The organism is Achromobacter sp. GW823-FHT04E03 (assembly GCF_058796095.1).
Genome location: NZ_JBXAIJ010000004.1, coordinates 49,229 through 75,624, shown reverse-complemented (window position 1 = coordinate 75,624; position 26,396 = coordinate 49,229). Strand labels below are relative to the sequence as shown.

22 protein-coding genes are annotated in these 26,396 nt (G+C 66.2%); 8 read left to right on the top strand and 14 right to left on the bottom strand.

Annotation, left to right across the window (positions count from 1 at the left end):
* Positions 1-16: 16 nt before the first annotated feature.
* A complete protein-coding gene (locus AC1RHV_RS25470; protein WP_054457741.1) occupies positions 17-643 on the top strand; it encodes a pyridoxamine 5'-phosphate oxidase family protein in 627 nt (208 codons plus the stop codon).
* Positions 644-677: 34 nt separating this feature from the next.
* On the opposite strand, the gene fmt is transcribed toward AC1RHV_RS25470, so the two are convergent.
* Positions 678-1,619, bottom strand: a complete 942-nt coding sequence (gene fmt, locus AC1RHV_RS25465) for a methionyl-tRNA formyltransferase (RefSeq protein ID WP_192492741.1) — start codon at positions 1,617-1,619, stop codon at positions 678-680.
* 175 nt (positions 1,620-1,794) lie between these two features.
* Positions 1,795-2,307 (bottom strand): peptide deformylase, encoded by a 513-nt coding sequence (gene def, locus AC1RHV_RS25460; protein WP_054457743.1) that lies wholly within the window; start codon positions 2,305-2,307, stop codon positions 1,795-1,797.
* Between the two features lie 216 nt (positions 2,308-2,523).
* Between def and dprA the strand changes: the two genes are divergently transcribed.
* From dprA to AC1RHV_RS25445, 3 genes are all read left to right on the top strand, one after another.
* Positions 2,524-3,636, top strand: a complete 1,113-nt coding sequence (gene dprA / locus AC1RHV_RS25455; protein WP_492302223.1) for a DNA-processing protein DprA — start codon at positions 2,524-2,526, stop codon at positions 3,634-3,636.
* A 112-nt stretch (positions 3,637-3,748) separates the two neighbouring features.
* The gene (locus AC1RHV_RS25450; RefSeq protein WP_054457745.1) at positions 3,749-4,657 is read left to right on the top strand and encodes a hydroxymethylglutaryl-CoA lyase; all 909 of its coding nucleotides are present in this window, start codon (positions 3,749-3,751) and stop codon (positions 4,655-4,657) included.
* A gap of 8 nt (positions 4,658-4,665) precedes the next feature.
* On the top strand, positions 4,666-5,139 hold the full coding sequence (locus tag AC1RHV_RS25445) for a hypothetical protein (RefSeq protein ID WP_054457790.1): 474 nt from the start codon (positions 4,666-4,668) through the stop codon (positions 5,137-5,139).
* 57 nt (positions 5,140-5,196) lie between these two features.
* Here AC1RHV_RS25445 and AC1RHV_RS25440 read toward each other — a convergent pair whose 3' ends face one another.
* Positions 5,197-6,213 (bottom strand): amino acid ABC transporter substrate-binding protein, encoded by a 1,017-nt coding sequence (locus AC1RHV_RS25440; RefSeq protein WP_054457746.1) that lies wholly within the window; start codon positions 6,211-6,213, stop codon positions 5,197-5,199.
* Positions 6,214-6,406: 193 nt separating this feature from the next.
* Positions 6,407-7,648 (bottom strand): aminotransferase-like domain-containing protein, encoded by a 1,242-nt coding sequence (locus AC1RHV_RS25435; protein ID WP_054457747.1) that lies wholly within the window; start codon positions 7,646-7,648, stop codon positions 6,407-6,409.
* A gap of 199 nt (positions 7,649-7,847) precedes the next feature.
* Between AC1RHV_RS25435 and AC1RHV_RS25430 the strand changes: the two genes are divergently transcribed.
* Complete coding sequence (locus AC1RHV_RS25430; RefSeq protein ID WP_492302222.1) at positions 7,848-8,567, top strand: YggS family pyridoxal phosphate-dependent enzyme; 720 nt, start codon at positions 7,848-7,850, stop codon at positions 8,565-8,567.
* Between the two features lie 129 nt (positions 8,568-8,696).
* Positions 8,697-9,665 (top strand): Bug family tripartite tricarboxylate transporter substrate binding protein, encoded by a 969-nt coding sequence (locus AC1RHV_RS25425; RefSeq protein WP_054457749.1) that lies wholly within the window; start codon positions 8,697-8,699, stop codon positions 9,663-9,665.
* Between the two features lie 89 nt (positions 9,666-9,754).
* Here the strand turns inward: AC1RHV_RS25425 and AC1RHV_RS25420 are convergent, their stop codons facing one another.
* Together AC1RHV_RS25420 and AC1RHV_RS25415 are read right to left on the bottom strand one after the other, a co-directional pair.
* Positions 9,755-13,714, bottom strand: a complete 3,960-nt coding sequence (locus tag AC1RHV_RS25420) for a DUF3683 domain-containing protein (RefSeq protein WP_492302221.1) — start codon at positions 13,712-13,714, stop codon at positions 9,755-9,757.
* 133 nt (positions 13,715-13,847) lie between these two features.
* A complete protein-coding gene (locus AC1RHV_RS25415; RefSeq protein ID WP_054457751.1) occupies positions 13,848-14,384 on the bottom strand; it encodes a YqaA family protein in 537 nt (178 codons plus the stop codon).
* Between the two features lie 73 nt (positions 14,385-14,457).
* Between AC1RHV_RS25415 and ilvA the strand changes: the two genes are divergently transcribed.
* Entirely contained in the window at positions 14,458-15,966 is a 1,509-nt protein-coding gene (gene ilvA, locus AC1RHV_RS25410; protein WP_054457791.1) for a threonine ammonia-lyase, biosynthetic, read from the top strand.
* Between the two features lie 173 nt (positions 15,967-16,139).
* On the opposite strand, the gene AC1RHV_RS25405 is transcribed toward ilvA, so the two are convergent.
* Positions 16,140-17,252 carry a porin gene (locus AC1RHV_RS25405; RefSeq protein WP_054457752.1) on the bottom strand — a complete coding sequence of 371 codons (1,113 nt, stop codon included), beginning with the start codon at positions 17,250-17,252 and terminating at the stop codon, positions 16,140-16,142.
* A gap of 433 nt (positions 17,253-17,685) precedes the next feature.
* Entirely contained in the window at positions 17,686-18,069 is a 384-nt protein-coding gene (locus AC1RHV_RS25400; protein ID WP_054457753.1) for a DUF4148 domain-containing protein, read from the bottom strand.
* Positions 18,070-18,452: 383 nt separating this feature from the next.
* On the opposite strand from AC1RHV_RS25400, the gene AC1RHV_RS25395 reads away from it, so the two are divergent.
* A complete protein-coding gene (locus tag AC1RHV_RS25395; RefSeq protein WP_013396712.1) occupies positions 18,453-19,343 on the top strand; it encodes a LysR family transcriptional regulator in 891 nt (296 codons plus the stop codon).
* 18 nt (positions 19,344-19,361) lie between these two features.
* Here the strand turns inward: AC1RHV_RS25395 and AC1RHV_RS25390 are convergent, their stop codons facing one another.
* Genes AC1RHV_RS25390 through AC1RHV_RS25365 form a run of 6 tightly spaced genes read right to left on the bottom strand, consistent with a single transcriptional unit; the run spans position 19,362 to position 26,330 of the window.
* Positions 19,362-19,916 carry an adenine phosphoribosyltransferase gene (locus AC1RHV_RS25390; RefSeq protein ID WP_054457754.1) on the bottom strand — a complete coding sequence of 185 codons (555 nt, stop codon included), beginning with the start codon at positions 19,914-19,916 and terminating at the stop codon, positions 19,362-19,364.
* 54 nt (positions 19,917-19,970) lie between these two features.
* Entirely contained in the window at positions 19,971-21,674 is a 1,704-nt protein-coding gene (gene cydC, locus AC1RHV_RS25385) for a thiol reductant ABC exporter subunit CydC (protein WP_492302220.1), read from the bottom strand.
* Positions 21,671-23,449, bottom strand: a complete 1,779-nt coding sequence (gene cydD, locus AC1RHV_RS25380; protein WP_492302218.1) for a thiol reductant ABC exporter subunit CydD — start codon at positions 23,447-23,449, stop codon at positions 21,671-21,673. The genes cydC and cydD overlap by 4 nt, the downstream gene beginning before the upstream one ends.
* On the bottom strand, positions 23,446-23,571 hold the full coding sequence (gene cydX, locus AC1RHV_RS25375; protein WP_054457757.1) for a cytochrome bd-I oxidase subunit CydX: 126 nt from the start codon (positions 23,569-23,571) through the stop codon (positions 23,446-23,448). The genes cydD and cydX overlap by 4 nt, the downstream gene beginning before the upstream one ends.
* 16 nt (positions 23,572-23,587) lie before the next feature.
* Positions 23,588-24,742 (bottom strand): cytochrome d ubiquinol oxidase subunit II, encoded by a 1,155-nt coding sequence (gene cydB, locus AC1RHV_RS25370; RefSeq protein ID WP_054457758.1) that lies wholly within the window; start codon positions 24,740-24,742, stop codon positions 23,588-23,590.
* Positions 24,743-24,755: 13 nt separating this feature from the next.
* On the bottom strand, positions 24,756-26,330 hold the full coding sequence (locus tag AC1RHV_RS25365; protein WP_119450190.1) for a cytochrome ubiquinol oxidase subunit I: 1,575 nt from the start codon (positions 26,328-26,330) through the stop codon (positions 24,756-24,758).
* Positions 26,331-26,396 lie beyond the last annotated feature (66 nt).

Genomic DNA, 26,396 nt, shown 5'->3' with positions numbered 1-26,396 from the left:
CCTGGAACCCGCAGCCATGCATATCGATCCCGCCCATCTGGTCACCGACGCAAACGCCCTGCAGGCGCTGTATGGCGCGTCCGGCGAAGCCTCCATCAAGAAGGAGGTGGATCATGTGCATCCGCACTACCGCGCCTTCATCGAAGCGGCGCCTTTCGCGGTGCTGGCCACTGCGGGCCCCGATGGCCTGGACGCTTCGCCGCGCGGCGATCCCGCCGGCTTCGTGGTGGTAGAGGACGACAAGACGCTGCTGCTGCCGGACCGCCGCGGCAACAACCGCATCGACAGCCTGCGCAACATCCTGGCCGATCCTCGGGTCGCGCTGCTGTTTCTGGTGCCGGGCGTGGGCGAGACCCTGCGGGTCAACGGCGCGGCGCGCATCAGCGTGGACCCGGCGCTGCTGGCGCGCTTCGAGATGGACGGCAAGCTCCCGCGCTCGGTGCTGGTCGTGGACGTGCACACCGTGTACTTCCAGTGTTCGCGCGCCTTGCTGCGCTCCAAGCTATGGGATCCGGCGACACAGGTGCCGCGCACCGCGCTGCCCAGCGTGGGCCGCATCCTGTCGGACCTGACGGCGGGCACCTTCGACGGCGTCACCTACGACCGCGAATTGCCTGCCCGCGTGGCCAGCACCTTGTATTGAAGAAAGATCCCGGGGCCGCCTGGCCCCGGCGGGTTCAGGCCGGCTGCCAGCCGCGCGCGAACACGTCCACGGGCTGGCGCTTGCCGCCCGCTTTCTGCAGTTCCAACAGACGCAGCACGCCGTTGCCGGTGGCGATGTCGATGCCCGTGGCATCGGCGCGCAGCACGCTGCCTGGCGCGGCCGTCGTGGCCTGGTCCAGCGCCTGCGCGCGCCACACCTTCACCGGATCTGCCAGGCCGGGCAGGCGGATGCTGGCGCCCGGCACGGGATTGAAGGCGCGCACGCGGCGCGCCAGCAGTTCAGCTGGCTGCGTGCAATCCAGCGCGCCTTCGGCCTTGTCTAGCTTGGCGGCGTAGGTCACGCCGGCCTCGGGCTGCTTGCGCGGCGTCAGTCCGCCTTGAGCCAGCGCGTCCAACGCCGCAACGATCGCCTCCCCGCCCGCCAGCGCCAATGCATCGTGCAGTTCGGCCGCCGTGGTGTCGCCGCCGATGGGCACGATGCGTTCCAGCAGCATGTCACCCGTATCCAGGCCCTGATCCATTTGCATGATGGTCACGCCGGTCTGCGCGTCGCCGGCTTCGATGGCGCGCTGGATGGGCGCGGCGCCGCGCCAGCGCGGCAGCAGGCTGGCATGGATGTTCAGGCAGCCCAGGCGCGGCAGGTCCAGCACCCACTGCGGCAGGATCAGGCCATAGGCCGCCACCACCATCACGTCGGGCGCCACACGCTCAAGCAGGGCCCGGGCCTCGCCGGCCTCTTCGGGATAGCGGCCGTCCAGGCGCAGGCTGCGCGGCTGGGCGACCTCGATGCCGGCGTCCAGCGCCGCCTGCTTCACGGGGCTGGGCGTCAGCTTCAGCCCGCGCCCGGCCGGGCGGTCGGGCTGGGTCATGACCAGCGGGATCTCGTGGCCTGCGGCGCGCAGGGCGTCAAAGGCGATACGGGCGAATTCCGGCGTGCCGGCAAAGACTAGGCGCATGGGACGAGAAAAGAAGAATGAAATGGAACGGACGTTCAAAGAATCGCGTTGCCCGCAGCCAGGAGGCCTGGCCGATCCGGGGCGCCGCGGATCCGGCTTTGCCGGTTCGCCTGAGCCACCCCTTGGACGGCGGCCCGCCTGAGGGGGCCCGCGCAGCGGGTAGGGGGTGAGCCCCTTACGCTCGCAACGCTTCGCGCTCGGCCTTCTTGAGCCTGGTCTTGATGCGGTTCTGCTTCAGGCTGGACAGGTATTCCACGAACACCTTGCCTTCCAGATGGTCAAGCTCGTGCTGCACGCACACGGCCAGCAGGCCGTCGGCCTCGAACTCGAAGGGCTTGCCGTCGATATCCAGCGCCTTGCAACGGATGCGGGAGGCCCGCTCGACGTCGTCATAGACGCCGGGCACGGACAGGCAACCCTCTTCGTAGATCTTGTAGTCGTCGCTGCGCCAGGTGATCTCGGGATTGATCAGCACCAGCAGCTGGTTGCTTTCCTCGGACACGTCGATCACGACGACGCGCTCATGCACGTCGACCTGGGTCGCGGCCAAGCCTACGCCCGGCGCGTCGTACATGGTTTCGGCCATGTCGCGCACCAGTTGGCGGATGCGGTCGTCGACCTCGGCGACCGGCTTGGCCTTTTTGTGCAGGCGCGGGTCCGGGTAGCGAAGAATAGGAAGTAAAGCCATTGCGGGGGAAATGCCAGTAGTCAGGTTTACATAAGAGTTTAATTCATTAGACTCTTGATTTCTAATAGTTTTCGGCTAATCCCGGGATTGGCCGGATTGCCATGTCCGCGGCGTTTCCTGGCCGCTCCGCGCCGCAAATCAATCCGCCTCGGGCCCGCGGTCCAGCGCCCCGCATGCGACACTCTCGCACCACCGACGCCCTTACGCGCCCGCACGATGCCGCTTACGCAATCCCCTTCCGAACTGGCCGCCTGGCTGCGCCTGTCCCTGGAACCGAACATAGGCTCCGCCACCGCCTGCACCCTGCTCGGCGCGCTCGGCCTGCCCGAACAGATCTACGCCCAGCGCGCCACCGCCTTGTCGCGCCATCTGCCCGAGGCGCTGGCGCGGCAACTGGCCTCCCCGATGCCGCCAGAAATGGCAGCGCAGGTCGAAAGCGCGCTGGAATGGGTAGCCGCGCCCGGCCGGCACATCCTGACGCTGGCCGATCCGACTTATCCGCAAAGCCTGCTGACCATCGCCGACCCGCCCATCCTGCTCTACGTAGCGGGCGATCCCGCTTTCCTGCAGGGACCGTCGCTGGCCGTGGTGGGCGCGCGCAACGCCACGCCCGGCGGCCAGGAGAACGCCCGCGCCTTTGCGCGGCATCTGGCTGGGCATGGCTGGCGCGTCATCAGCGGGCTGGCGCTGGGCATCGACGGCGCCGCCCATGAAGGCGCGCTGGACGCCGGCCCCGATGGCGCCGGCACCGTGGCCGTCATGGGCACCGGCATAGACCGCATCTACCCCGCCAAGCATCGCGACCTGGCGCACCGCATCGCGGCGCACGGCGCACTGGTGTCGGAACTGCCACTGGGCACGGGCGCGCTGCCGCAGCACTTCCCCAAGCGCAACCGCATCGTGGCCGGGCTGGCGCGCGGGGTGCTGGTAGTGGAAGCCGCCCGCCAGAGCGGATCGCTGATCACGGCCAGGCTGGCGGCCGAAGGCGGGCGCGAGGTCTTCGCCATTCCCGGATCCATCCATTCACCGCTTTCGCGCGGCTGCCATGCGCTGATCCGCCAGGGCGCCAAGCTCGTGGAGACCGCCCGCGACATCACCGACGAATTGGGCGGCGACCCCACGCCGGCCGCGCGCGCCCAGCCTGCCGCCGCGGAGGCCTTGCCTGACCACCCGGTGCTGGACGCGCTGGGCTACGATCCGCTGCACCTGGATGCGATCCAGGCCCGCAGTGGAATGGACACCGCCGACCTGCAGACGCAACTGGTGCAACTGGAGCTGCAAGGCCGCGTCGTCCAGCTGGACGACGGCCGTTACCAACGCATGAAATAGGGTTGTTCCCCCTGGACCTCCCTGCAAAACAGGGTCGGCGCTATGGCGCTAATATTGAGCAGATAGCGCCGCCCTGCCGCGCCGCCTACCCCATCCCGAGACAGGAATAGACATGGCTTTGCCCTCCCGCGTGAAGATCGTCGAGGTGTCGCCCCGCGATGGCCTGCAGAACGAAAAGGAATTCGTGCCCACCGACATCAAGGTGGAACTGGTCAACCGCTTATCCGCCGCAGGCTTCCCCAACGTGGAGGCCGCCTCGTTCGTGTCGCCCAAATGGGTGCCGCAAATGGCCGACGGCGCGGAAGTCATGGCCCGCATCGAGCGCCGTCCCGGCACCATCTATTCCGTGCTGACGCCCAACATGAAGGGCTTCGAGGGTGCGCTGGCCGCCGGGGCCGACGAAATCGTGATCTTCGGCGCGGCCAGCGAAGCTTTCTCGCAGAAGAACATCAACTGTTCCATCGCCGAATCGATCGCGCGCTTCGAGCCCGTGGTGCAGGCCGCGCGCGCCGCCGGCATCCGCGTGCGCGGCAGTATCAGCTGCGCGCTGGGCTGTCCCTATCAGGGCGAAGTACCGGTGGAAGCGGTGGTGGACGTGGCGCAGCGCTACCTGGCAATGCAGGTCGACGAGATCGACGTGGCCGACACCATAGGCGTGGGCACGCCCAGGCGCGTGCGCGAAGTGATGACCGCGGTGACGCGCGTGGCCGACCCGGCCCGCATCTCCGGCCACTTCCATGACACCTACGGGCAGGCGTTGGCCAACATCCTGGCGGCGCTGGAAACCGGCATCTCGATTTTCCACACGTCGGTGGCCGGCCTGGGCGGCTGCCCCTACGCCAAGGGCGCCACCGGCAACGTCGCCACCGAAGACGTGCTGTACATGCTGCGCGGACTGGACATCGACACCGGCGTGGATTTCGACGCCGTGGTCGATATCGGCCAGTGGATGTCGGCCCACCTGAACCGCAAGGGCTCGAGCCGCGCCGGCAACGCCATCGCCGCCAAACGGGCGGCATGACGGATCGCATGAATACTCCGGCCAGCACGCCCTCCGCCGAGGAGCACGCGGCGCTGCTGCGGACCATCGGTCCCCTGCCCTTGTCCGGCCAGGCCTGGCCCGACTGGGTCCGCATCCTGACCTGGGTCATCCTGGCAGTGCTGGGCGTGCAGGTGGTCACCACCGCCATCCGCGCGCCCTCGCAGCCCTTCGACACTTTGCTGGCCGTCGTGGTGGGACTGTGCTTCCTGGGGCTGCTGTTCGTTTCCTGGCACATGCAGACATCCATCACCACCATCGATGAACGCGGCCTGCGCCAGACCTGGTTCACGCGCCGCGAAGTCGCCTGGGAAGACGTGCGCTACGCGCGCTTCGTGCCGATGCTGTTTTCCAAGCGGCTGGTGGTGTTCACGCACCGCGGCCGGCCGATGATCTTCCAGGGCGGCACGCGCGAATTGCGCGCCGCGTTCGTGAAGATCGCGGAGTTGTACCGGCGCGGATAAAGCCATCGGGCTTCGCGCACGGGCAATCGAGTACCCAACGCGCGAAACCCGCCGTCATCACCGTATTGGCAACGCGTACATCAGGCCGCCCTGCGTCCATTGCGCATTCAGCCCGCGCTTGATCTTCAGCGGGCTGCCCTGGCCCACGTTGCGCTCGAAGCTTTCGCCGTAATTGCCCACCTGCTTGACGATGTTGTAGGCCCATTTCTCGTCCAGCCCCAGGTTGGCGCCGCTGCCGGGCGTGACGCCCAGAATGCGCTTGATATTAGGGTTGGCGCTCTTGGCCTGCTCGTCCACGTTGGCGGACGACACGCCGTATTCCTCGGCTTCGATCATGGCCGACAACGACCAGCGCACGATGTTCAGCCAGGCATCATCGCCCTGGCGCACGAAGGGGCCGAGCGGTTCCTTGGAGATGATCTCGGGCAGCACCACGTAGTCGTCGGGGTTCTGCAGCTTGGAAATGCGAATCGAGGCCAGGCCCGAGGCGTCGGTGCTGAAGACGTCGCAACGGCCCGCGGCGAAGGCGTTGACCACCTCGTTGAAGGTCTCGATCACGACCGGCTTGTAGCTCACGTTGTTGGCGCGGGCCCAGTCGGCCAGCGTGTTTTCGTTGGACGTGCCGGTCTGCAGGCAGATGGTGGCCCCGTTGATCTCCTTGGCGCTCTTAACGCCCAGGGACTTCGGCACCAGGAAGCCCTGGCCGTCATAGAAGTTGATGCCGGCGTGGATGATGCCCAGTGCGGTATCGCGCTGCTGCGTCACCGTGGTGTTGCGCGTCAGCACGTCCACCTCGCCGGATTGCAGGGCGGTGAAGCGCTGCTGCGAATTCAGCGGCACCACCTTGATCTTGCTGGCGTCGCCGAAGACCGCTGCGGCAATCGCGCGGCACAGGTCGACGTCCAGCCCCTGCCACTTGCCTTGCGCGTCAGGCGCGGAGAAGCCCGCGAAGCCTGTGGTCGTGCCGCAAGCCACGGCGCCGCGCTGGCGCACCACGTCCAGCGTGGCCGCTTGCGCGCCCTGCGCCGCTGCCGCCAGCAACGCTGCGCCGATCAACCCTTTTGCAATGTTCATGACCTCGTTTCCTGTTCTGCTTTGCGGGCGCGGGAACGCGCCGAGGCAAGAAGCTTATAGACATGAAGCGCCCAAACCAAATAACCAGCGCTTATTTAGGTATGCGCGCCCCGGCACGCAAGCGCCGGGGCGGACAGGCAGAAGAGCATAGCAACAGGCCGCACAGCGGCGCATGCGCTCCGTCAAGCCGGCATCAGGCAGCCAGCGAGATCGACACTGGTTCGTTGGCCTCGCACGCGTCCAGCGCGCGGCCCAGCCGCACCATGCCCTGGGCGATCTGGCTTTCATTCATGGTGGCGAACGACATGCGCATGGCATGCAGGTCGGCCTGCGCAGCATCCGCGTAGAACGCCTTGCCCGGCACGTAGACGACCTCGTGCTCGATGGCGTAGGGCAAGAGGCGCGTGGCGTCGATCTCGCCCGTCAGGCGGGCCCAGAAGAACATGCCGCCCTCGGGCTTGCTGAAGGTGACGCGGCCGTTGAGTTCGCGGGCCAGCGATTCCGCCATGGCGTCACAGCGCAGGCCGTAGGCTGCGCGGATGCGCGGCACGTGTTCGCCGTAGCGGCCATTGGCCAGGTATTGGGCCACGACTTCCTGGATCCAGGCGGACGAGGCCATGTCGTCGGCTGCCTTGGCGCTGACGCAGCGGCGGCGGACTTCGGGCGGCGCCACCAGCCAGCCGATGCGCAGCGCCGGCGCCATGGTCTTGGACATGCTGGCCAGGTACACGGCCCAGTGGCGCGCTTCGCCCTCGGCCAGCGCGGCGATGGGCGGCACTGCTTCGCCGGCAAAGCGCAGTTCGCTGTAGGGATCGTCTTCAACGATCAGGAAGCGGTGCTTGACCGCCAGTTCCAGCAGCCGCAGGCGGCGCTCGCGCGTCAGGGTCGCGCCGCAGGGGTTGGAGAACGATGCGACCACGCAGACCATCTTGGGCTTGATGCGGCCGGCCAGTTCGTCCAGCGCGTCCACGTCGATGCCTTCGGGACCCGACTGCACCGTATGCACCGTTGCGCCGGTGTAACGCAGCGCCTGCACGGAATTCGGAAACGCGGGCGATTCGATGATGGCATGGTCGCCGGGCTGCAGCATGACGCGGGTCAGCAAAGCCAGGGCCTGCTGCGAGCCGCCGGTCACGACCAGCTCGGTATCCGCGTTGCAGATAAGGCCGCGCTCGGCCGACAGACGCGCCAGCTCGTGGCGCAGGCTGGCCTGGCCGTCGATGTTGGAATACTGCAGGCAGGCGCCCAGGCGGGCCAGGACCTGGGTCGACGCGATCGACAGGCCTTCCACGTCGAACAGTTCCTGCGCGGGATAGCCGCCCGCCAGCGAAATGGTGCCCGGCCGCATGGCATACGGCATGAGCGATCGGATGGGGGAAGCTGGGGGATTCAGGAAAGGCGTGGCGAAAGCGTATTCAGGCGCTGCGGTGGACATGGCGGGAGACTGTGTAGGTTGGATACCGTGTCGCCCGCTGGGGCGGCGCCGGATGGCATAGAACATTGAAATATAAACAAATATCTTCAAATTCTAAGCCTGCCGATCAGACAGGGTCAACGACGCGCACGGGCGCTGTGGCGAAACGATCGGGCGCAGTCCTACACTATGGGACATCCCGTTCCTACCAGAGAGCTGAATGACCGCCGTAGACACCATGGCCGGGCGCCTTGCCCAGATCCAGCAACGCATCGCCGACGCCTGCGCGCGCGCCGGCCGCGGCCCGGACAGCGTGACGCTGCTGCCCGTCAGCAAGACCTTCGGCGTGGACGCCATCCGCGAGGGCATGGCGCTGGGGCTGACCCGCTACGGCGAAAACAAGACGCAGGAAATCCGCCAGAAAGCCGCGGCGCTGGACGGCCTGGGCCTGCAATGGGTGCTGATCGGCCATCTGCAGACCAATAAGGCCCGCGACGCGGCGCGCGACGCCGCCGAAGTCCAGTCGCTGGACCGGGTGGAGCTGGCCGAAGCCCTGCACCGCCGCCTGGCCAACGAAGGCCGGACGCTGGACGTGCTGGTGCAGGTCAAGACTTCGTCCGAGCCCACCAAGTACGGCATGGACCCCGCCGACGTGCCCGCCTTCCTGCGCCGCATCACCGCCGACTTTCCGACGCTACGCGTGCAAGGCCTGATGACGCTGGCCGTGAATTCGCCGGATCCCGCCGAGGTGCGCGCCTGCTTCCGCACCCTGCGCGAGTTGCGCGACCGCCTGCGGCAGGAAAACCTGCCAGGCGTATCGCTGGACCGTCTCTCGATGGGCATGAGCGGAGACTTCGAGCTGGCGATCGAGGAAGGCTCGACCGAGGTGCGTATCGGCTCGGCGATCTTCGGCGCCCGCAGCTATCCCGATCCGCAATAAGCCGCTGAAAGCAGGGCACAAAACATCTGCCGATTGCCGGGGACGCAAGGCATAATAACGGCGCATAACAGGCCCCCCGCATACCCTGCGGCGGCGGCCCATACTCAATTCCGCACTTGGAGACACCCCATGCATAAGCACGCGAAGCGCCTGTTGGCGCTGGCCGCCCTGTCCCTGGCCGCCGGCGCGGCCTCGGCCCAATCCTGGCCCACCCAGCCGATCCGCTGGATCGTGCCCTACCCGGCCGGCGGCGGCACCGACGTCGTGGCGCGCACGGTGGCAAGCGGCCTGGAAAAGCCGCTGGGCCAGACCATCGTGGTCGAAAACCGCCCCGGCGCCGCCACCATCATCGGCGCCACCGCCATCGCCCAGGCCGAGGCCAACGGCTACATGGTCGGCACGGCCGACTCGGGCACGCTGGCCTTCAACCCGTCGCTGTACGCCAAGCTGTCCTACGATCCGTCCAAGTTCACCTACATCGGCGGCATCGCCAAGTTCCCGCTGCTGCTGGCCGTGAACGTCAATTCGCCGTTCAAGACCGTGGACGACGTGATCCAGGCCGCCAAGAAAGAGCCGGGTAAGCTGTCGGCGGCGTCCGCCGGCGCGGGTTCGCCGCATCACTTGGCGCTGGAACTCTTCAAGCAGCGTACCAACGCCAACGTGCTGCACGTGCCCTACAAGGGCGCAGCGCCCGCCGTGCAGGATCTGCTGGGCGGACAGGTGGACCTGATGTTCATCGACCTGGCCTCGGGCTTGCCCAACGTCAAGGCCGGCAAGCTGCGCGTGTTGGCCGCGGCCACTCCGGAACGCGTCGCCGCGCTGCCGGACGTGCCCACCATGGCCGAACAAGGCGTGCCCAACTTCACCGCCTATGCCTGGCAAGGCCTGGTCGGCCCGGCCGGCCTGCCGGAGCCCGTCGTCAAGAAGCTGGCCGCCGACCTGGAAGCCACGCTGAAGTCGCCCGCCGTATCGCAGAAGATCCTGGACATGGGCGTCATCCCGATGCCGATGTCCTCGCAGGAGTTCAAGGCCTACGCCGAACAGGAACGCAGCGCCTGGGCGGACGTGATCAAGAAGGCCGGCATCAAGCTGGAGTAAACCTCCGGCTCACTGCCACAGCTGAAAAAAAACCGCGGCCAGCAATGGCCGCGGTTTTTTCTTGCGCGTATGTTGCGCGGACTGCCGGCCTAGACCAGCACCCGCTCGATGCCGCCCGCGTTGGCGCGGCGCACGTACTCTTCCATCCAGCCTTCGCCCAGGATATGGCGCGCCATCTCGACCACGATGTAGTCCGCGTCCATGCCGGTGTCGCCTTCATAGCGCGACAGACCCTGCAGGCACGACGGGCAGGAGGTCAGCACCTTCACGTCGCCGGTGAAACCGTCGCTGCGCAAGGCGGCATCGCCCTTGAGCAGCTCTTCCTGCTTGCGGAAGCGCACCTGCGTGGAGATGTCCGGACGGCTCACGGCCAGCGTGCCCGATTCGCCGCAGCAGCGGTCGCTCTTGACGGCGTCGTCGCCAACCAGGGCGCGCACGGTCTTCATGGGTTCCTGCAGCTTCATGGGCGTGTGGCAGGGGTCGTGGTACATGTAGCGCACGCCCTTGGCCCCTTCCAGCTTGATGCCCTTTTCCAGCAGGTACTCGTGGATGTCGATCAGGCGGCAGCCCGGGAAGATCTTGTCGAACTCGTAGCCCGCCAACTGGTCGTAGCAAGTGCCGCAGCTGACCACCACCGTCTTGATGTCCAGGTAGTTCAGCGTGTTGGCAACGCGGTGGAACAGCACCCGGTTGTCGGTGATGATCTGCTCGGCCTTGTCCGTCATGCCGTTGCCGCGCTGGGGATAGCCGCAGCACAGGTAGCCCGGCGGCAGCACGGTCTGCACGCCCGCGTGCCACAGCATGGCCTGCGTGGCCAGGCCCACCTGCGAGAACAGGCGTTCGGAGCCGCAGCCCGGGAAGTAGAACACCGCTTCCGTGTCGGCCGTGGTGGCCTTGGGATCGCGGATGATGGGCACGTAGTTCGCGTCTTCGATGTCCAGCAGCTTGCGCGCCGCCTGCTTGGGCAGCCCGCCGGGCATCTTCTTGTTCACGAAGTGGACCACCTGCTCGCGCAGCGGCGGCTTGCCCACCGTGGCCGGAGGCGCGGCGGTCTGCTTCTTCACCAGGCCCGACAGCAGGTCATGCGCGGCGCGCTGGACCTTGTAGCCCACGCCCACCATCGCCTTGCGGGTGGCGTTGATGGTCGCCGGATCCTTGGCGTTCAGGAAGAACATGGCGCTGGCCGTGCCCGGATTGAACGACTTGCGGCCCATGCGGCGCAGCACGGCACGCATGTTCATCGACACGTCGCCGAAGTCGATGTCGACCGGACAGGGGTTGTAGCACTTGTGGCAGACCGTGCAATGGTCGGCCACGTCCTCGAACTCTTCCCAGTGCTTGAGGCTGACGCCGCGCCGGGTCTGCTCTTCGTACAGGAAGGCTTCCACCAGCAACGAGGTGGCCAGGATCTTGTTGCGCGGCGAATACAGCAGGTTGGCTCGCGGCACGTGGGTGGCGCATACCGGCTTGCACTTGCCGCAACGCAGGCAGTCCTTGATGGATTCGGAGATGGCGCCGATGTCGCTTTGCTGCATGATCAGCGACTCATGGCCCATCAGGTTGAAGCTGGGCGTCCAGGCGTGGCGCAGGTCCGCGCCCGGCATCAGCTTGCCGGCGTTGAAGTGGCCGTTGGGGTCGACGCGGCGCTTGTAGTCCTGGAACGGGGCCAGTTCGGCCTCGGTCAGGAATTCGTACTTGGTCAGGCCGATACCGTGCTCGCCCGAGATCACGCCGTCCAGGTCGCGGGCGATCTGCATGATGAGTTCGACGGCCTGGTGGGCCTCCTGCAGCATGCCGTAGTCGTCCGAGTTGACCGGAATATTGGTGTGCACGTTGCCGTCGCCGGCGTGCATGTGCAGCGCCACGAACACGCGGCTCTTCAACACGCGGCCATGGATGGCGATCATCTCGTCGATGATCTTCTTGTAGGCTGCGCCCGAGAACGTGCGCTGCAGGCCCGCCAGCACTTCCGTCTTCCAGGACAGGCGGATGGTGCGGTCCTGCACCACGTCGAAGACGCGTGCGCCGGGCTGCGCCGCGAGGCGGTCCGACAAGGCGGGTTGCAATTCACCCAGGCCCAGGCCGTGCAGCTCGGGCAGCGCCTGCAGGAGCGGCAGGTCCAGGTTGTCCAGCAGCCACTGCCAGCGCTGCCGGACGGCGGCCACCAGTTCCAGCGCCTGGCGCGTGCGCTCGGCCAGCATTTCGGCGCGGGTCGTCTCGACGTCCGTGTCGTCGATCTTGCCGACCGGCAACGGCGTGCACAGATAGGCGTCCAGCTCGCCCAGCAGCTTGAGCTTGTTGCTGGTCGAGAGTTCGATGTTGATGCGTTCGATGTGGTCCGTGTACTCGCCCATGCGCGGCAGCGGGATCACCACGTCTTCGTTGATCTTGAAGGCGTTGGTGTGGCGCGCGATGGCGGCGGTGCGCGAACGGTCCAGCCAGAACTTCTTGCGCGCTTCGGGGCTGACGGCCACAAAGCCTTCGCCGTGGCGCGTGTTGGCCAGGCGCACGACTTCGCTGGACGCCGCGGCCACGGCGTCTTCGTCGTCGCCGACGATGTCGCCGATCAGGACCATCTTGGGCAGCACGCCGCGCTTGCTCTTGGTGGCGTAGCCCACCGCGCGCAGATAGCGTTCGTCCAGGTGCTCAAGACCTGCCAGGATGGCGCCGCGGGCGCGGCCTTCGCCGTCCAGGTAGCCCTTGACCTCGACGATCGACGGGATCGCGTCGCGCGCCTGGCCGAAGAACTCCATACAGACGGTGCGCGTGTAGCGCGGCATGCGGTGCAGCACCCAGCGCGCCGACGTGATCAGGCCGTCGCAGCCTTCCTTCTGGATGCCGGGCAGGCCAGCCAGGAACTTGTCGGTGACATCCTTGCCCAGGCCTTCCTTGCGGAACACGCGGCCCTGGATTTCCAGGGTTTCGGTCTTCAGCAGGCGCTCGCCCGGCTTGCCGCGGCCGTCGAACCACTTGAGCTCGAAGCGCGCCACGTCCACGTCATGGATCTTGCCCATGTTGTGGTCGAGGCGGCTGACTTCCAGCCAGTTGCCGTTCGGGTCGACCATGCGCCACCAGGCCAGGTTGTCCAGCGCGGTGCCCCACAGCACGGCCTTCTTGCCGCCCGCGTTCATGGCGATGTTGCCGCCCACGCAGGAAGCCTCGGCCGAGGTCGGGTCGACGGCGAACACGAAGCCCGCAGCCTCGGCGGCCTCGGAAACGCGCTTGGTCACCACGCCGGCGCCGGCATGGATGACCGCCACGGGCTCGGTCAGCCCGGGCAGCAGACAGGACTCGACCTTGCCCAGCTTGTCGAACTTTTCGGTGTTGATCACCGCCGACTTCCAGGTCAGCGGAATGGCGCCGCCGGTATAACCGGTGCCGCCGCCTCGCGGGATGATGGTCAGCCCCAGTTCAATACAGGCTGTGACCAGCGCGGCGATCTCGTCTTCCGAGTCCGGCGTCAGCACCACGAAGGGGTATTCCACGCGCCAGTCGGTGGCGTCGGTCACGTGCGAGACGCGCGACAGGCCGTCGAACTTGATGTTGTCGCGGGCGGTGATGCGGCCCAGCACCTTCTGCGCCTGCTTGCGCATCATGGCGGTCTGGTCGAATTCGCCCTCGAATGCGGCGATGGCGGAGCGCGCCCGCGCCAGCAGTCCGACGACCTTCTCGTCGCGGTGCGGATCATGGCCGGCCTCGGCGGGCACGTCCGGTTCGCGGCGACGGTCGATTTCGCCCAGGCGGTGATGCAGGGCTTCGATGAGCTGCTTGCGGCGCTTGGGGTTGTCGAGCAGGTCGTCCTGCAGATAAGGGTTGCGGCGCACCACCCAGATGTCGCCCAGCACCTCGTACAGCATGCGCGCGGAACGGCCGGTGCGGCGTTCGCCGCGCAGGTCGCTCAGCAGGCTCCAGGCGTCGTCGCCCAGCAAGCGGCCGACAATCTCGCGGTCGGAAAACGACGTGTAGTTGTACGGGATTTCGCGCAAGCGCGCGGGTGCTGCGGGCGGCATCGCCCCGTTCAAGATGTGGCTAGCGAGTGGGGCGTTCATGGCTGCAAGAAGGGGGCCCTTAAAAAATTATTTTATGCCATAGGCCGAGTCTGGCCCCTAATACCCCTAGGGAAGCGCTCGAAACTCGGAAATGAGAGGGGCGGTGCGTCCCCAATTAAGTGCAATCCTGGCGCTAGATCTGCCCGGGGAAAAACCACAGCAGTCCGGCCGTCATGACCAGATAGCGCAGGAATTTGCCGATGGCCATGTAGACCACGCAAGGCCAGAACGACAGCCGCAGCCACCCTGCCACGGCGCACAGCGGATCGCCCACTGCGGGCAGCCAGGACAGCAGCAGCGCCGGCGGCCCCATGCGGTGGATCCAGTCATGGGCCCGCTCGTTCCAGCGGCCGCGCATGCGTCCGCCTTCGGTCGCGTCAGGATGCGGATGGGGGTGGTGTTCCTTCCAGCGCTGCACGGCGCGCTCGGCGCCCAGGCCCATGGCATAGCTGATGGCGCCGCCCACGGTATTGCCCGCGGTCGCCACCAGGATGGCCGGCCAGAACATGTCCGGCGCCAGCTTGATGTAGCCGAACACGGCGGGTTCCGAACCCAAGGGCAGCAGGGTCGCGGACACCAGCGAGACCGTGAAGATCGCGGACAGGCCGACCGAGGGCAGCGACAGCACCCCCAGCATCCAATGCACAGCGGATAACAGACTTTCTTCCATAGTGGGGCGAGTGTAGCCGCGCGCGGGTGCATAATCTGCCCCACCTTCCTACTTCTTGCCCCGCCCGCTGTCCATGTCCACTGACTATCTGAAACGCATCCTGACCTCCAAGGTTTACGACGTAGCGGTCGAATCGCCGCTGGAGACGGCGCCGCTGCTGTCGCAGCGGATCTCGAACACGGTGCTGCTCAAGCGCGAAGATACCCAGGCGGTGTTCAGCTTCAAGCTGCGCGGGGCTTACAACAAGATGGCCAACCTGAGCCCGGCCGCGCGCAACCGCGGCGTCATCGCGGCCTCGGCGGGCAACCACGCCCAGGGTGTGGCGCTGGCGGCCAGCCGGCTGGGCTGCCGCGCCGTCATCGTCATGCCCACCACCAGCCCGCAAGTGAAGATCGACGCGGTGCGCCGCCTGGGCGGCGAAGTCGTGCTGGCCGGCGAGAGCTTTTCCGACGCCTACGCGCACGCGCAGATCCTGGAAAAGAAAGAGAAGCTGACCTTCGTCCACCCCTTCGACGACCCTGACGTGATCGCCGGCCAGGGCACCGTGGGCATGGAGATCCTGCGCCAGCATCCCGGCCCGATCGACGCCATCTTCGTGGCCATCGGCGGCGGCGGGCTGATCGCGGGCGTGGCCGCCTACATCAAGCAGCTGCGTCCGGAAATCAAGATCATCGGCGTGCAGACGGAAGATTCCGACGCCATGCTGCGCAGCGTGCGCGCGGGCCGCCGCGTGCAGTTGAACGATGTGGGGCTGTTCTCGGACGGCACGGCGGTCAAGATGGTGGGCGCGGAAACCTTCAAGCTCACGCGCCAGTACGTGGACGACTTCGTGGTGGTCAACACCGATGCGATTTGCGCAGCCATCAAGGACGTGTTCCAGGACACGCGCAGCGTGCTGGAGCCGGCTGGCGCGATGGCGGTCGCGGGCGCCAAGCAGTACGCGGCCGAACACAATCTGAAGGGCAAGACGCTGGTGGCGATCGCCTGCGGCGCCAACATGAATTTTGACCGGCTGCGCTTCGTATCCGAACGCGCCGAGGTCGGCGAAATGCGCGAAGCCGTGTTCGCCGTCACCATGCCGGAGCAGCGCGGCAGCTTCCGCCGTTTCTGTGAACTGGTGGGCGAGCGCAGCGTGACCGAGTTCAACTACCGCATCTCCGACGCGGACCGCGCACACGTCTTCGTCGGCATCCAGGTGTCCTCGGCGTCCGAACCCGACAAGATCGCCGCAAACTTCCGCCGCCACGGCTTTGACACGCTGGACCTGACCCACGACGAAATGGCCAAGACCCACCTGCGCCACATGGTGGGCGGGCGCTCGGCGTTGGCGCGCAACGAACTGCTGTACCGCTTTGAATTCCCGGAACGCCCGGGCGCGCTGATGCGTTTTCTGAACGCCATGAATCCGGACTGGAACATCAGCCTGTTCCATTACCGCAACCAGGGCGCGGATTATGGCCGCATCCTGATCGGCATCCAGGTGCCGCCCGCCGACAAGAAACAGTTCCGCAGCTTCGTCGCGGAACTGGGCTATCCCCACTGGAACGAGACCGACAATCCGGCCTACAAGCTGTTCCTCTAAATCCACGCCCTTCACGCGGGCGCATAAAAAACGAGAGGGCCTCCTTGCGGAGGCCCTTCCCTTCCCTGCTCTACAAACGTCCGGCGGCAACCAGTAGGGGGGGTTCGCTGTCACTCGGCGGCCCACGGAGATGAGCCGCGCATTCAGCAAGGTCTTGCCGGACGTCCTAGCGCTTAGAAACGGTGACGCACACCCACGGCGACTGCCGTGTCGGTCGCATCGCGCTGGAACGCGTAGTTGTCGCCGTAGGAGGCGTACGCGTACAGGTTGGTGCGCTTGGTGAAGTCGTAGGTGTAGCCCAAGCTGTAGACGTTGAACGTTGCGTCGTCGCCCGTCAGCTTGTCGTTGCTGGCGGTCGCGCGCTGCCACGAACCGAAGACCGCGTGGCGGCCCAGCGGCACGGTCGCGCCGATCATGTACGAATTGGCGCGGAAGCCATCGGCCAGCTTGAACGTGCCCAGGTTCTGCATGCCAGCGGGCGTGGTGCCCATGTTCTGGCCGACGAACCAGCCGTCGCGGGTCTGGCCGAATGCCGCCGCAACCTTCACGACTTCGAAGTCGTACGAACCGCCCAGGATGTATTCCTGGATGCGGGCTTCGGACTTGCCGCCGGTCTGGCCGTTGGACGGATTGAAGCGGTCATACGCAGCAGCCAGGTTCAACGGGCCGTTGACGTATTGCACGCCCGCGGTCAGCACGCGGTTGTTGTTGCCAGTCTGGAAGCCGGTCTGCGAGGTGTCGCTGACGGCGTCATCGGCGCTGAAGGAGTAACCCACGCCCACCTTGAAGCCGCCCATGCTGGGGGTCTGGTACAGGACCATGTTGTCCAGGCGCATCGTGTTGGCGCTACCGAACGTGGTACCCATGTTGGCGGTGTTGTAGCTGATCGAGAACGGGTCGATCGAACCGAAGTACTTGGAAGCCAGGTTGGTCTGGCGGCCGAATTCCAGGCGGCCCCAGGTATCGCTGTCCAGGCCCACGGTGGCCTGGCGGCCCCACAGGCGACCGTTCTGCAGCGACTTGCCGTTCATGGGGCCGAAGCCGCCTTCCAGCGTGAACACCGCGCGCAGGCCGTCGCCCAGATCTTCGGTACCGCGCAGGCCAAAACGCGAGCCGCTGCTCACGCCCTGCACGCCGCCGAAACGGCTTTGCGAATTGCCGTCGAACTTGACCTTCTCGTAGCCGATACCGGCGTCGATCAAGCCGTACAGCGTCACGGAGTCTGCGGCTTGCGCAACGCCGGCAAAACCAGCCAGCAGCGCGACAGCCAATAGCGTCTTCTTCATATAAGTCCCCAAAATGGCGAGATGAAAGGCAAACCGCAAACCCACCGCGCACAGAGCTGGGAGTCTGCGTGCCGCTGCGAACAAGTTAGCGGCGCATGCACTGAAGCCAGTGTCCAGCCTGCGCCAATTCGAAGTAACCCGGATTTCGAAGAACTACTTTCCATGGTTGGGATAATCACGGCCCTCTTACTAGCTACCCTCTTTGGAAACCTGCGTTAACGTGTTGATATCAAATGCGAATTAAGGCTCGCAAAAAATCAAACAAGCCTCGGATATTCTCCTGCCGCGCCTGACCGGCCAACAAGACTTGTTGGCTGATTCGCACAATTCTGATGCGCAAACGCGACACTATTTGGCAAGCGCAGCCGAGCGCACCGCGCAGAAAAAAGCCCCTCGGCGTCCGTAGGGGCTTTTTCCTTGGTAGCGGGGCGACTTAACGGCCTTGGGGCGGATAGTCCAGTTCACCAAAGCTGTACTCGCCGCGCGCCTTGGCTTCAGCCAGTTCCTGGCGCACTTGTTCGCGGCTCTTGCCCGCGGTTTGCGACACGGCGGCTTTGGGCGGGTAGTCCAGTTCAGCAGAGGTCACCTGGCCAGCGGCCTTGGCGCTTTGCAGTTCCTGCTGGACTTGTTCACGCGACAGGCTGGTGCGCTCGACGGTGGCGGGCGGGTAGTCCAGTTCACCAAACGTGACCTGGCCGGCGGCCTTGGCGGCTTGCAGTTCCTGCTGGACCTGTTCACGCGTCTTGCCATCGGCGTGAGCGGCGGACATACCCACCAACGTTGCGGTAACCATGAGTGCGGTAGCTAGGGCTTTCATTGAGATGACTCCATCCTAAACCTTGCACATCGTCTTCTGCCAGGCTGGCAGGTGCGATATGACAATTTGATTGCTGGGACGAAGTATCTGGCGATTGCAGCCTAGTAAAAACCCTTATTTTGGGGAACATATTTGCACAGATGGGACAATTACGGGATGTTATCGCCAGAATCTGCGCATTTTCTGCACGGTTCCCCATACCATCCAGCGACGGCAAGACTTGCCAGCATTCAGCGGGAAGCAAGCTAGGTAAGAGAACATATGCAGCTGATCGGGTGGATGCGCCGTTCAGCGTGGGGAAATAGACATTTCTACTGGCGGGACAATTATTCCATTTATCATATGAATCCACCCAGAAATGGAATTAAATCGTGAGAGCCCCCATGGATATCCAGCTTAACGACATCGCTCTGTTTGTCGAAGTCGCCAAGCGCAAGAACTTCAGCCACGCGGCCGAAGCCTTGAATATTCCCACGTCCACGCTCTCGCGCCGCGTCAGCGAACTGGAGCGCAGCATCGGCATGCGGCTGCTCAACCGCAGCACGCGCAAGATCGACCTGACCGAGGCCGGCGCCATCTACTTCGAACGCTGCCGTCATATCGTGGAAGAAGCGCGCATTGCGCACGATCAGTTGCTGGACATGGCGGTGCAACCCAAGGGACGCCTGCGCATCTCGCTGCCCACCAGCCTGGCGCAGCTGTTCCTGCCCGCCGTCATCAGCGAGTTCCGCGAGCAGCATCCGGATATCGAATGCGACTTCGATCTGAGCATGCGCCCGATCGACCCCATCAGCAATCCGTTCGACCTGATCCTGCGCTTTGGCCAGCAGCCGGACTCCAGCCTGATCTCGCGCAAGATCGTGCTGATGGCCCATCAGCTATATGCCTCTCCCGAGTACCTGGCCCGCCACGGCGAGCCTCGGGTGCCCGCGGATCTCAGCCATCACGAATGTCTGCGCCCCACCATGCGCGAGGAGTCATCCTTCTGGATGCTGCATTCGGGCGACAAGGTGGAACGCGTACAAGTGTCGGGACGCCTGTCGGCCAACAACGTCGGCATGCTCGGACGGCTGGCCGGACAAGGCCTGGGCATCACGCCGCTGCTGGTCTTTGACGCGATGGAACGCGCAATCAAGCAAGCGGGCCTGGTGCGGGTGCTGCCGGAGTGGAGCCTGACGCCCCTGCCGCTCTTCGCGCTGCTGCCTTCGCGCATGCTGCCGGCGAAGACCAAGGCTTTCCTGGATTTCATACAACCCAGGTTGTCGGACGCTTGAGCGGCGGTTGTTGATGAGTTACGCGGGCGTGTCGGCGCTGTACTGACAGACGGTGTAGAGCGGCGTGCCGGTGGCGGCGACCTTGGCGGAACCGCCCAGGTCGGGCAGATCGATGATGGCGGCCGCCTCGACCACGTTGGCGCCCAGGCGCTGCAGCAGCTTGATGGCGGCCAGCATGGTGCCGCCGGTGGCGATCAGGTCGTCCACCAGCAGGACGCGCTGGCCGGTGCGCACGGAGTCCGTGTGCATTTCAACCGACGCGTTCCCGTACTCGAGCGAGTACTCCTCGGCCACGGTGCGGAACGGCAGCTTGCCCTTCTTGCGCACCGGCACAAAGCCCAGATTGAGTTCGTAAGCCAGCACGCTGCCCACGATGAAGCCGCGCGCATCCACGCCAGCCACCAGGTCCAGGCGCTGGCGCATATAGCGATAGACGAAGAGATCGATAAGCACCCGGAACGCGCGCGGATCCTGCAGCACGGGCGTGATGTCGCGAAAAATGACACCGGGTTGGGGCCAGTCTGGAACGCTGCGGATGGTGCGCCGGATGTACTCGGCGTTGTCGGTCTGCATGGAAGACGGCCCTGAAGAATTGAAGCAAGGCGAACTATAACCTCGCAACAGCGCTTAAGCCAGGGTTGCCGTCCGCGATGACAATTCACATTGCTGTAGCCGGCCGCCCTGCAGTGCGTAGCGGCGATCGACCGCCCCTGCGGGCAACGCAGCGTGGGTGGCCAGCACCACGGCGCGTCCCCGCAAGGCGCCCGCCAGATCGCTGAAGAATGCCGCTTCGGCCTCGACGTCCAGACCGGCAGTGGGTTCGTCCAGCACGATGACCGCAGCTGGCGACAACAGCGCACGCGCCAGGCACAAGCGGCGCGCCTGTCCCGCCGACAGCTGCGACCCCGTCTCCCCCGCCCAGGTGTCCAGGCCATCGGGCAGGCCACGCACGAAGTCGCCCAGCCGCGCAGCGTCCAGCGCGCGCCACAAGGCGGCGTCGTCCGCCTCGGGATCGCCGATGAGCAGATTGGTGCGCAGGGTTCCCAGGAACACGGGAGCGTCCTGCGACAGCAGCGCGATGCGCCGGTGCCAATCCGCCTGCGTACAGGCCCGCGCGTCGCAGCCGCCGAAACGCACCTGTCCCGCCTGCGGGTCTTCCAGACGAAGGAGCAGGTGCAACAGTGTCGACTTGCCCGCGCCGCTGGGTCCCACGATGGCGATCCGTTCGCCAGGCGCCACGCGCAGGCTTACGCCGGCCAGCACGGGCGGACTCGCGGCCGCTCCCCGGGCGGGATAGGCAAAGCGCACGCCGTCCAGCTCCAGCGCGCCGCTCTCGGGCAAGGCCCGGGGCGTCGTCGGATCCTGCATGTCCGGCTCGCTTTGCGTGACTTCACGGATGCGTCCGGCCGCCGAGATGGCCGAGCCCATGCGCGATGCGCCCCGCATGATCGGGCCGGCCACTTCGAAGATGCCGATGACCGCCAGCAACAATCCGGCCAGCGTGGGACCTTCCATGCGCCCCCTCTCCAGCGTGTCCAGGCCGAACCAGAGCAAGGCCAGCACCGATGCGCCGGCGGCGGCCTGCAGGAAAAACTGTCCCCGCGCCGCCACCCGCGCCTGGCTGCGGCGGGCGAGCGCACTGGCGTCGCACAGACGTTCGAAATGCGCGGCCGTCTGCGCCTGCGCGTGCAAGGCCACCATGTCGGCATGCCCATCCACCGCGTCCAGCGTCGCGGCGCGCAGTCCCGCCGCGCTCTCCTGGGCCGCCGCGCCAGGTTTGCGCGCGGCGCGCAGCAGCCACAAGGGCACCAGCACGCATGCGACCAGCAAGGCCAGGGCCAGCGCCAGTGCGGCGGCGGGCACCCACGATCCCAACACCGCGGTCAACACCGCTCCCGCCAGGATGGCGGTGATCAAGGGCGCCAGCACAAACAGGAAGACCGTATCGAGCGCGTCGACGTCGCCCGTCATGCGCGCCACCAGATCGCCGTCGCGATAGCGCGCCAATTGCCGCGGCGTAAGCCGGATCAAGGCCGAGAACACTTTGGCGCGCAGGTCCGCCAGCAGGCGCAGCGTGGCGGAATGGCCCACTACGCGGTCGGCGTAACGCGCCACGATGCGCAGGAACGACAAACCCCGCACCAGCGCCGAAGGCGCAAACAGATTGAACGCGCCGCCCGCCCCCGCCAGCGCCGCGCCGGTCAGGAACCAGCCCGACACGCCCAGCAGGCCCACGCCGGCCGCCACGGTGGCCAGCGCGCAGAACAATGCGAGTAAAAGCCCGCTTTTACGGCGCACATAGAGCGGCAGGAGCAACAACAGATTCTTCATGCGTCTTCCACTTTTCCGCCAACCACCTGCAACGTCCTGCCCAGCCGGGCCGCCACCGCGGGCGCGTGCGTTGCCAGCAACAAGGTACGGCCGGCCGAGAATTCCAGGATCGCGTCCAGCACGCGCGCCTGCGTGCCTTCGTCCAGATGCGCCGTGGGTTCGTCCAGCAGGATCAAGCCCGGATCGCGCAGGAATAGACGCGCCAGCGCGACGCGCTGCGCCTGGCCGCCGGACAGGCCGTGCCCGCGGCCGCCCAGTTGCGTCGCCAGCCCTTGCGGCAGGGCCTCGGCGAACTCCAGCACGCAGGCGCGGCGCGCGGCCGTCTGCACTTCGGCATCGGAAGCCTCCGGACGCCCCAGGCGAATGTTGTCGGCGATGGATCCCGTCAGCAGCTGCGGCTTCTGCCCAATCAGCGCCACGCGCTGGCGCAGTGCCGCCTCGCCCCAATCCGGCAAGGGCACGCCGTCGATGCGGATATCGCCTTGAAACGGCCGCAGGCGCGCAATCGCCTCGATCAGGGAGGATTTGCCGATGCCGCTGGGCCCCATCAGCGCGGCATGCTCACCGGGCGCCAAGGTCAGGCCAGCGTCCGCCAGTACCGCCTGGCTGCGGCCTGGCGCGTCAAGGTTCAAACCCGCAATAGCCAGGGCGGCGCCGGCGCCGCGGCTTTCGGAAACGCGTCCCGGGCCTGCGGCGGCCTTGCCTGCGCCAGGCGCTCCATCGGTTGCAGCATCGCCAGCCTGCGGCAAGCCATCGAACAGCAGGGAGATCTGCGAAACTGCCGCAAGCGCGGCCGCGCGATCGTGATAGTGCGCCGCGAACTGGCGCAACGGTGCATAGACCTCCGGCGCCATCAGCAGACAGAAGAGCCCTGCCTGCAGAGTGAGCGGCGACCAGCGCAGATCCAGGAATCCCAGATAGGTCAATCCGATGTAGACCGCCACCCCGGCCACGCCCAGCGCCGCGAAGAACTCCAGCACCGCCGATGAAAGAAACGCGATGCGCAGCACCGACATCGTGCGTTGGCGCAGCGCGTCGCTGGCCGCCACGACGGACTCGGCTTCAGCCTCGGCGCGGCCATAGAGCTTCAGGGTGGACAGACCGCGCAGCCGATCGGCAAAGAAGCCCGACAAGCGCGCAAAGGCGCGCAGGTGCCGGCGGCTTGCGCCCTGGGCGCCCCAGCCCACCAGGGCCATGAACAAGGGAATCAGTGGCGCCGTGATCAGCAGGACCAGTCCTGCAATCACGTCCATCGGCAGCAGCACCACCGAAAAAGCGACCGGCAGCATGGCGGCCGCGGCCGTGGCGGGCAGGTACTTGGCAAAGAACCCGTCCAGGGCCTCGACCTGGTCCACCACTGCGCTCGCCAGTTCTCCCGACGCCTGCCCCCGGCTCCAGTACGGCCCCTTCTGCACCAAACGCCGGAAAAGCGACAGCCTCACGTGGCGCTTGATGCGCTCGGCCGCATCCGCGCCCGCGCGCTCGCCCGCCCAGGTGATGCAGGCGCGCACCAGCATGAGCCCTGCGATAGCCAGGATGTCGCCCAGCAGCTCCTGCCGGGGCGCCTGCCTGACGATGGCCGCGTCGAGCACGCTGGCCAGCAACCAGGCCTGCACCACCAGCAAGGCGCCGCTGACCAGAGGCGCGGCGCCCGCCAGCATCAGCGGCAGCCTGGCCGTCTTGGCGAGCGCCATCAACCACCGCGACTGTTCGCGCGGCGGTTTGTTGAGGGTGGCCGAGGGATCGTGCTCGAGGCTGCTGGCGCCGCCGCTCACTCGTCTTCGCGGCTGGCGCGCGGATCATGGGTATGACCCTCGCGCAGCTCGAACCACATTGCATTGAGGATGGCGAAGGCGCACGCCAGGCCCAGACCGAGTATCCACGAGAAATACCACATGGTGGAGGCTCCTTTATCAGTATGAGTTGGGCGTGTCGCCGACCGACTCATGGGTGACCTTGCCGCGCATGACGCGGTAGACCCAGGCGGTGTAGACGGTCACGATGGGCAGGAAGATGGCGACCGCGATCACCATGATCCATAGCGTCAAGTGGCTGGAGGATCCGTCCCAAATGGTCAGGCCGGCCTGCGGCTTGGTCGACGAGGGCATGATGAACGGGAAGAGCGAAAAGCCCACCGTCAGGATCACGCCAGCGATCGACACCGACGACGCCAGGAACGCCAGCACGTTGGCGCGCACGCTAAGCAGCAGCGCCACCAGGACGGCGCCGCCCACGCCCAGCGCGGGCGCGATCCACATCAGCGGCCATTTCGCGTAGTTGGCCATCCAGGCGCCGTTTTGCACCGTCACGGCCTTGAGCATCGGGTCCGACGGACCGGCCATGTCCACCGCGCTGGTGATCACGTGGCCAGGCAAGCCGCTTGCCACCCAGAAGCCGCCCGCCGCGAACAGCGCCGCGGTCAGCAAGGCGCACAGCCTGCCCCAGTTGCGGGCGCGCGACGAGATCGGGTCTTCCGTGCGCCAGGCCAGCAACACGGCGCCGTGCATGGCCAGCATCACCACGCTGAGCACGCCGGCCAACAACGCGAACGGCATGAACAATTGGTAGAAGTGGCCTTCATAGATCGGACGCAAGGTCACCGGATCGAACGTGAACGGCACGCCCAGGATGATGTTGCCCATGGCCACGCCGAACACCAGCGAAGCCACCACGCCCGAGAAACAGAGCACGCCGTCCCAGCGGTTGCGCCAGCTGGTGCCTTCCATCTTGCTGCGGTACTTGAAGCCGACCGGCCGCAGGATCAGCGCGATCAGCACCAGCATCATCGCCAGATAGAACCCGGAGAACGACGCGGCGTACAGCAAGGGCCATGCCGCGAAAATGGCGCCGCCCGCGGTGATGAGCCAGACCTGGTTGCCTTCCCAGACCGGTCCCACCACGTTGATCACAACCCGGCGCTCGGCGTCGGTCTTGGCTACCACCGGCAGCAGCGCGGCCACGCCCAGGTCAAAGCCGTCCATGACGGCGAAGCCGATGAGCAACGCGCCCAGCAGCACCCACCAGACCACGCGCAGCGTGCCGTAGTCGAAAGGAATAAGAGTATCCATCGCTGTCTCTCCTTCAGGCCCGCACGGCAGCGTGCACAGGATCGGCGGCGGCAGCGCCGGGCGCCGGCCCATCGGATTTCGGTCCCTTCCTCACGGCGTGCAGCATCACCTTCACGCCGATGATCAGCAGCACCGTGTACAGCACCAGGAATATCGTCAGGCTGATCGCCAGGTCGACGATGGTCAGGCCGGAAGCCGCGTAGTAGGTCGGCAGCACGCCTTCGATCACCCAGGGCTGGCGGCCGTATTCGGCAACGAACCAACCGCTTTCGATGGCGACCCAGGGCAGCGGCAGGCTCCACAACGCCACCTTGAGCAGACCGCGCCGGCTGTCCAGCCGCCCGCGCGAGGCCAGCCAGAAGGCCACGCCGAAGAACAGGATCAGGTACATGCCCACCGCTACCATGATGCGGAACGCCCAGAACAGCGGCGCCACGTTGGGCACGGTATCGACGGCGGCCTTTTTGATGTCGTCTTCGGTGACCTTGCTCATGTCGGGCTGATAGCGCTTGACCAGCAGCGCATAGCCCAGGTCGGGCCAGGTCTTGTCAAACACCATGCGCGCGTCCACGTCCTTGGGATTGGCGCGGATCTTCTGCAAGGCGTCATAGGCCACCATGCCATCGCGGATGCGGTTTTCGGCGCGGCGGATCAGGTCGTCGATGCCCAGCAGCGGCGTGGTGAGCGAACGCGTGCCGATGATGCCCATGACGTAGGGAATCTCGATGGCGAAGTCGTTCTTGCGCTCGGCCTGGTTGGGGATGGCGATCAGGTTGAAGGACGCGGGGGCCGGCTCGGTGTGCCACATGGACTCGATGGCCGCGATCTTCATCTTCTGGTGTTCGGTGGTGAGGTAGCCACTTTCGTCTCCCAGCACCACGACCGACAGCGCCGAGGCCAGACCGAAGCTGGCGGCGACCGCCATCGAGCGCTTGGCCAGGTCGATGTGGCGGCCCTTCAGGAGGTACCAGGCGCTGATCGACATGACGAACATGGCGCCCGCGACGTAGCCTGCGCTGACCGTGTGCACGAACTTGGCCTGCGCCACGGGGTTGAAGATCACCGCGGCGAAGTCGGTCATCTCCATGCGCATGGTGTCGGGATTGAAGATCGAACCGACCGGATTCTGCATCCAGCCATTGGCGATCAGGATCCACAGCGCCGAAAAATTGGTGCCGAACGCCACCAGCCAGGTCACGATCAGGTGGCTGACCTTGGACATGCGGTTCCAGCCGAAGAAGAACAGGCCGACGAAGGTCGCTTCCAGGAAGAAGGCCATCAGCCCTTCGAGCGCCAGCGGCGCGCCGAAGATGTCGCCTACGTAATGGCTGTAGTAGGACCAGTTCATGCCGAACTGGAACTCCATCACGACGCCGGTGGCGACGCCCAATGCGAAGTTGATGCCGAAGAGCGTGCCCCAGAACATCGTCATCCGCTTCCAGATGGCGCGGCCGGTCATGACGTACACGCTTTCCATGATGGCCAGGATGAACGACAGGCCTAGCGTGAGGGGGACGAAGAGGAAGTGGTAGAGCGCGGTCGCGGCAAACTGGAATCGCGACAGATTTACGACGTCGAGATCAATCATTGGGTCGCTCCCAAGCAGTTGAGGTGCCGCGGCAACCGGCATGGTTCCCAGGCCGTCTCTCGCGCC

Bases quoted from the DNA above. Each gene is read 5' to 3' on its own strand.
- AC1RHV_RS25470 (WP_054457741.1), top strand. From the start codon at position 17: ATGCATATCGATCCCGCCCATCTGGTCACCGACGCAAACGCCCTGCAG.
- fmt (WP_192492741.1), bottom strand. From the start codon at position 1,619: ATGCGCCTAGTCTTTGCCGGCACGCCGGAATTCGCCCGTATCGCCTTT.
- def (WP_054457743.1), bottom strand. From the start codon at position 2,307: ATGGCTTTACTTCCTATTCTTCGCTACCCGGACCCGCGCCTGCACAAA.
- dprA (WP_492302223.1), top strand. From the start codon at position 2,524: ATGCCGCTTACGCAATCCCCTTCCGAACTGGCCGCCTGGCTGCGCCTG.
- AC1RHV_RS25450 (WP_054457745.1), top strand. From the start codon at position 3,749: ATGGCTTTGCCCTCCCGCGTGAAGATCGTCGAGGTGTCGCCCCGCGAT.
- AC1RHV_RS25445 (WP_054457790.1), top strand. From the start codon at position 4,666: ATGAATACTCCGGCCAGCACGCCCTCCGCCGAGGAGCACGCGGCGCTG.
- AC1RHV_RS25440 (WP_054457746.1), bottom strand. From the start codon at position 6,213: ATGAACATTGCAAAAGGGTTGATCGGCGCAGCGTTGCTGGCGGCAGCG.
- AC1RHV_RS25435 (WP_054457747.1), bottom strand. From the start codon at position 7,648: ATGTCCACCGCAGCGCCTGAATACGCTTTCGCCACGCCTTTCCTGAAT.
- AC1RHV_RS25430 (WP_492302222.1), top strand. From the start codon at position 7,848: ATGACCGCCGTAGACACCATGGCCGGGCGCCTTGCCCAGATCCAGCAA.
- AC1RHV_RS25425 (WP_054457749.1), top strand. From the start codon at position 8,697: ATGCATAAGCACGCGAAGCGCCTGTTGGCGCTGGCCGCCCTGTCCCTG.
- AC1RHV_RS25420 (WP_492302221.1), bottom strand. From the start codon at position 13,714: ATGAACGCCCCACTCGCTAGCCACATCTTGAACGGGGCGATGCCGCCC.
- AC1RHV_RS25415 (WP_054457751.1), bottom strand. From the start codon at position 14,384: ATGGAAGAAAGTCTGTTATCCGCTGTGCATTGGATGCTGGGGGTGCTG.
- ilvA (WP_054457791.1), top strand. From the start codon at position 14,458: ATGTCCACTGACTATCTGAAACGCATCCTGACCTCCAAGGTTTACGAC.
- AC1RHV_RS25405 (WP_054457752.1), bottom strand. From the start codon at position 17,252: ATGAAGAAGACGCTATTGGCTGTCGCGCTGCTGGCTGGTTTTGCCGGC.
- AC1RHV_RS25400 (WP_054457753.1), bottom strand. From the start codon at position 18,069: ATGAAAGCCCTAGCTACCGCACTCATGGTTACCGCAACGTTGGTGGGT.
- AC1RHV_RS25395 (WP_013396712.1), top strand. From the start codon at position 18,453: ATGGATATCCAGCTTAACGACATCGCTCTGTTTGTCGAAGTCGCCAAG.
- AC1RHV_RS25390 (WP_054457754.1), bottom strand. From the start codon at position 19,916: ATGCAGACCGACAACGCCGAGTACATCCGGCGCACCATCCGCAGCGTT.
- cydC (WP_492302220.1), bottom strand. From the start codon at position 21,674: ATGAAGAATCTGTTGTTGCTCCTGCCGCTCTATGTGCGCCGTAAAAGC.
- cydX (WP_054457757.1), bottom strand. From the start codon at position 23,571: ATGTGGTATTTCTCGTGGATACTCGGTCTGGGCCTGGCGTGCGCCTTC.
- cydB (WP_054457758.1), bottom strand. From the start codon at position 24,742: ATGGATACTCTTATTCCTTTCGACTACGGCACGCTGCGCGTGGTCTGG.
- AC1RHV_RS25365 (WP_119450190.1), bottom strand. From the start codon at position 26,330: ATGATTGATCTCGACGTCGTAAATCTGTCGCGATTCCAGTTTGCCGCG.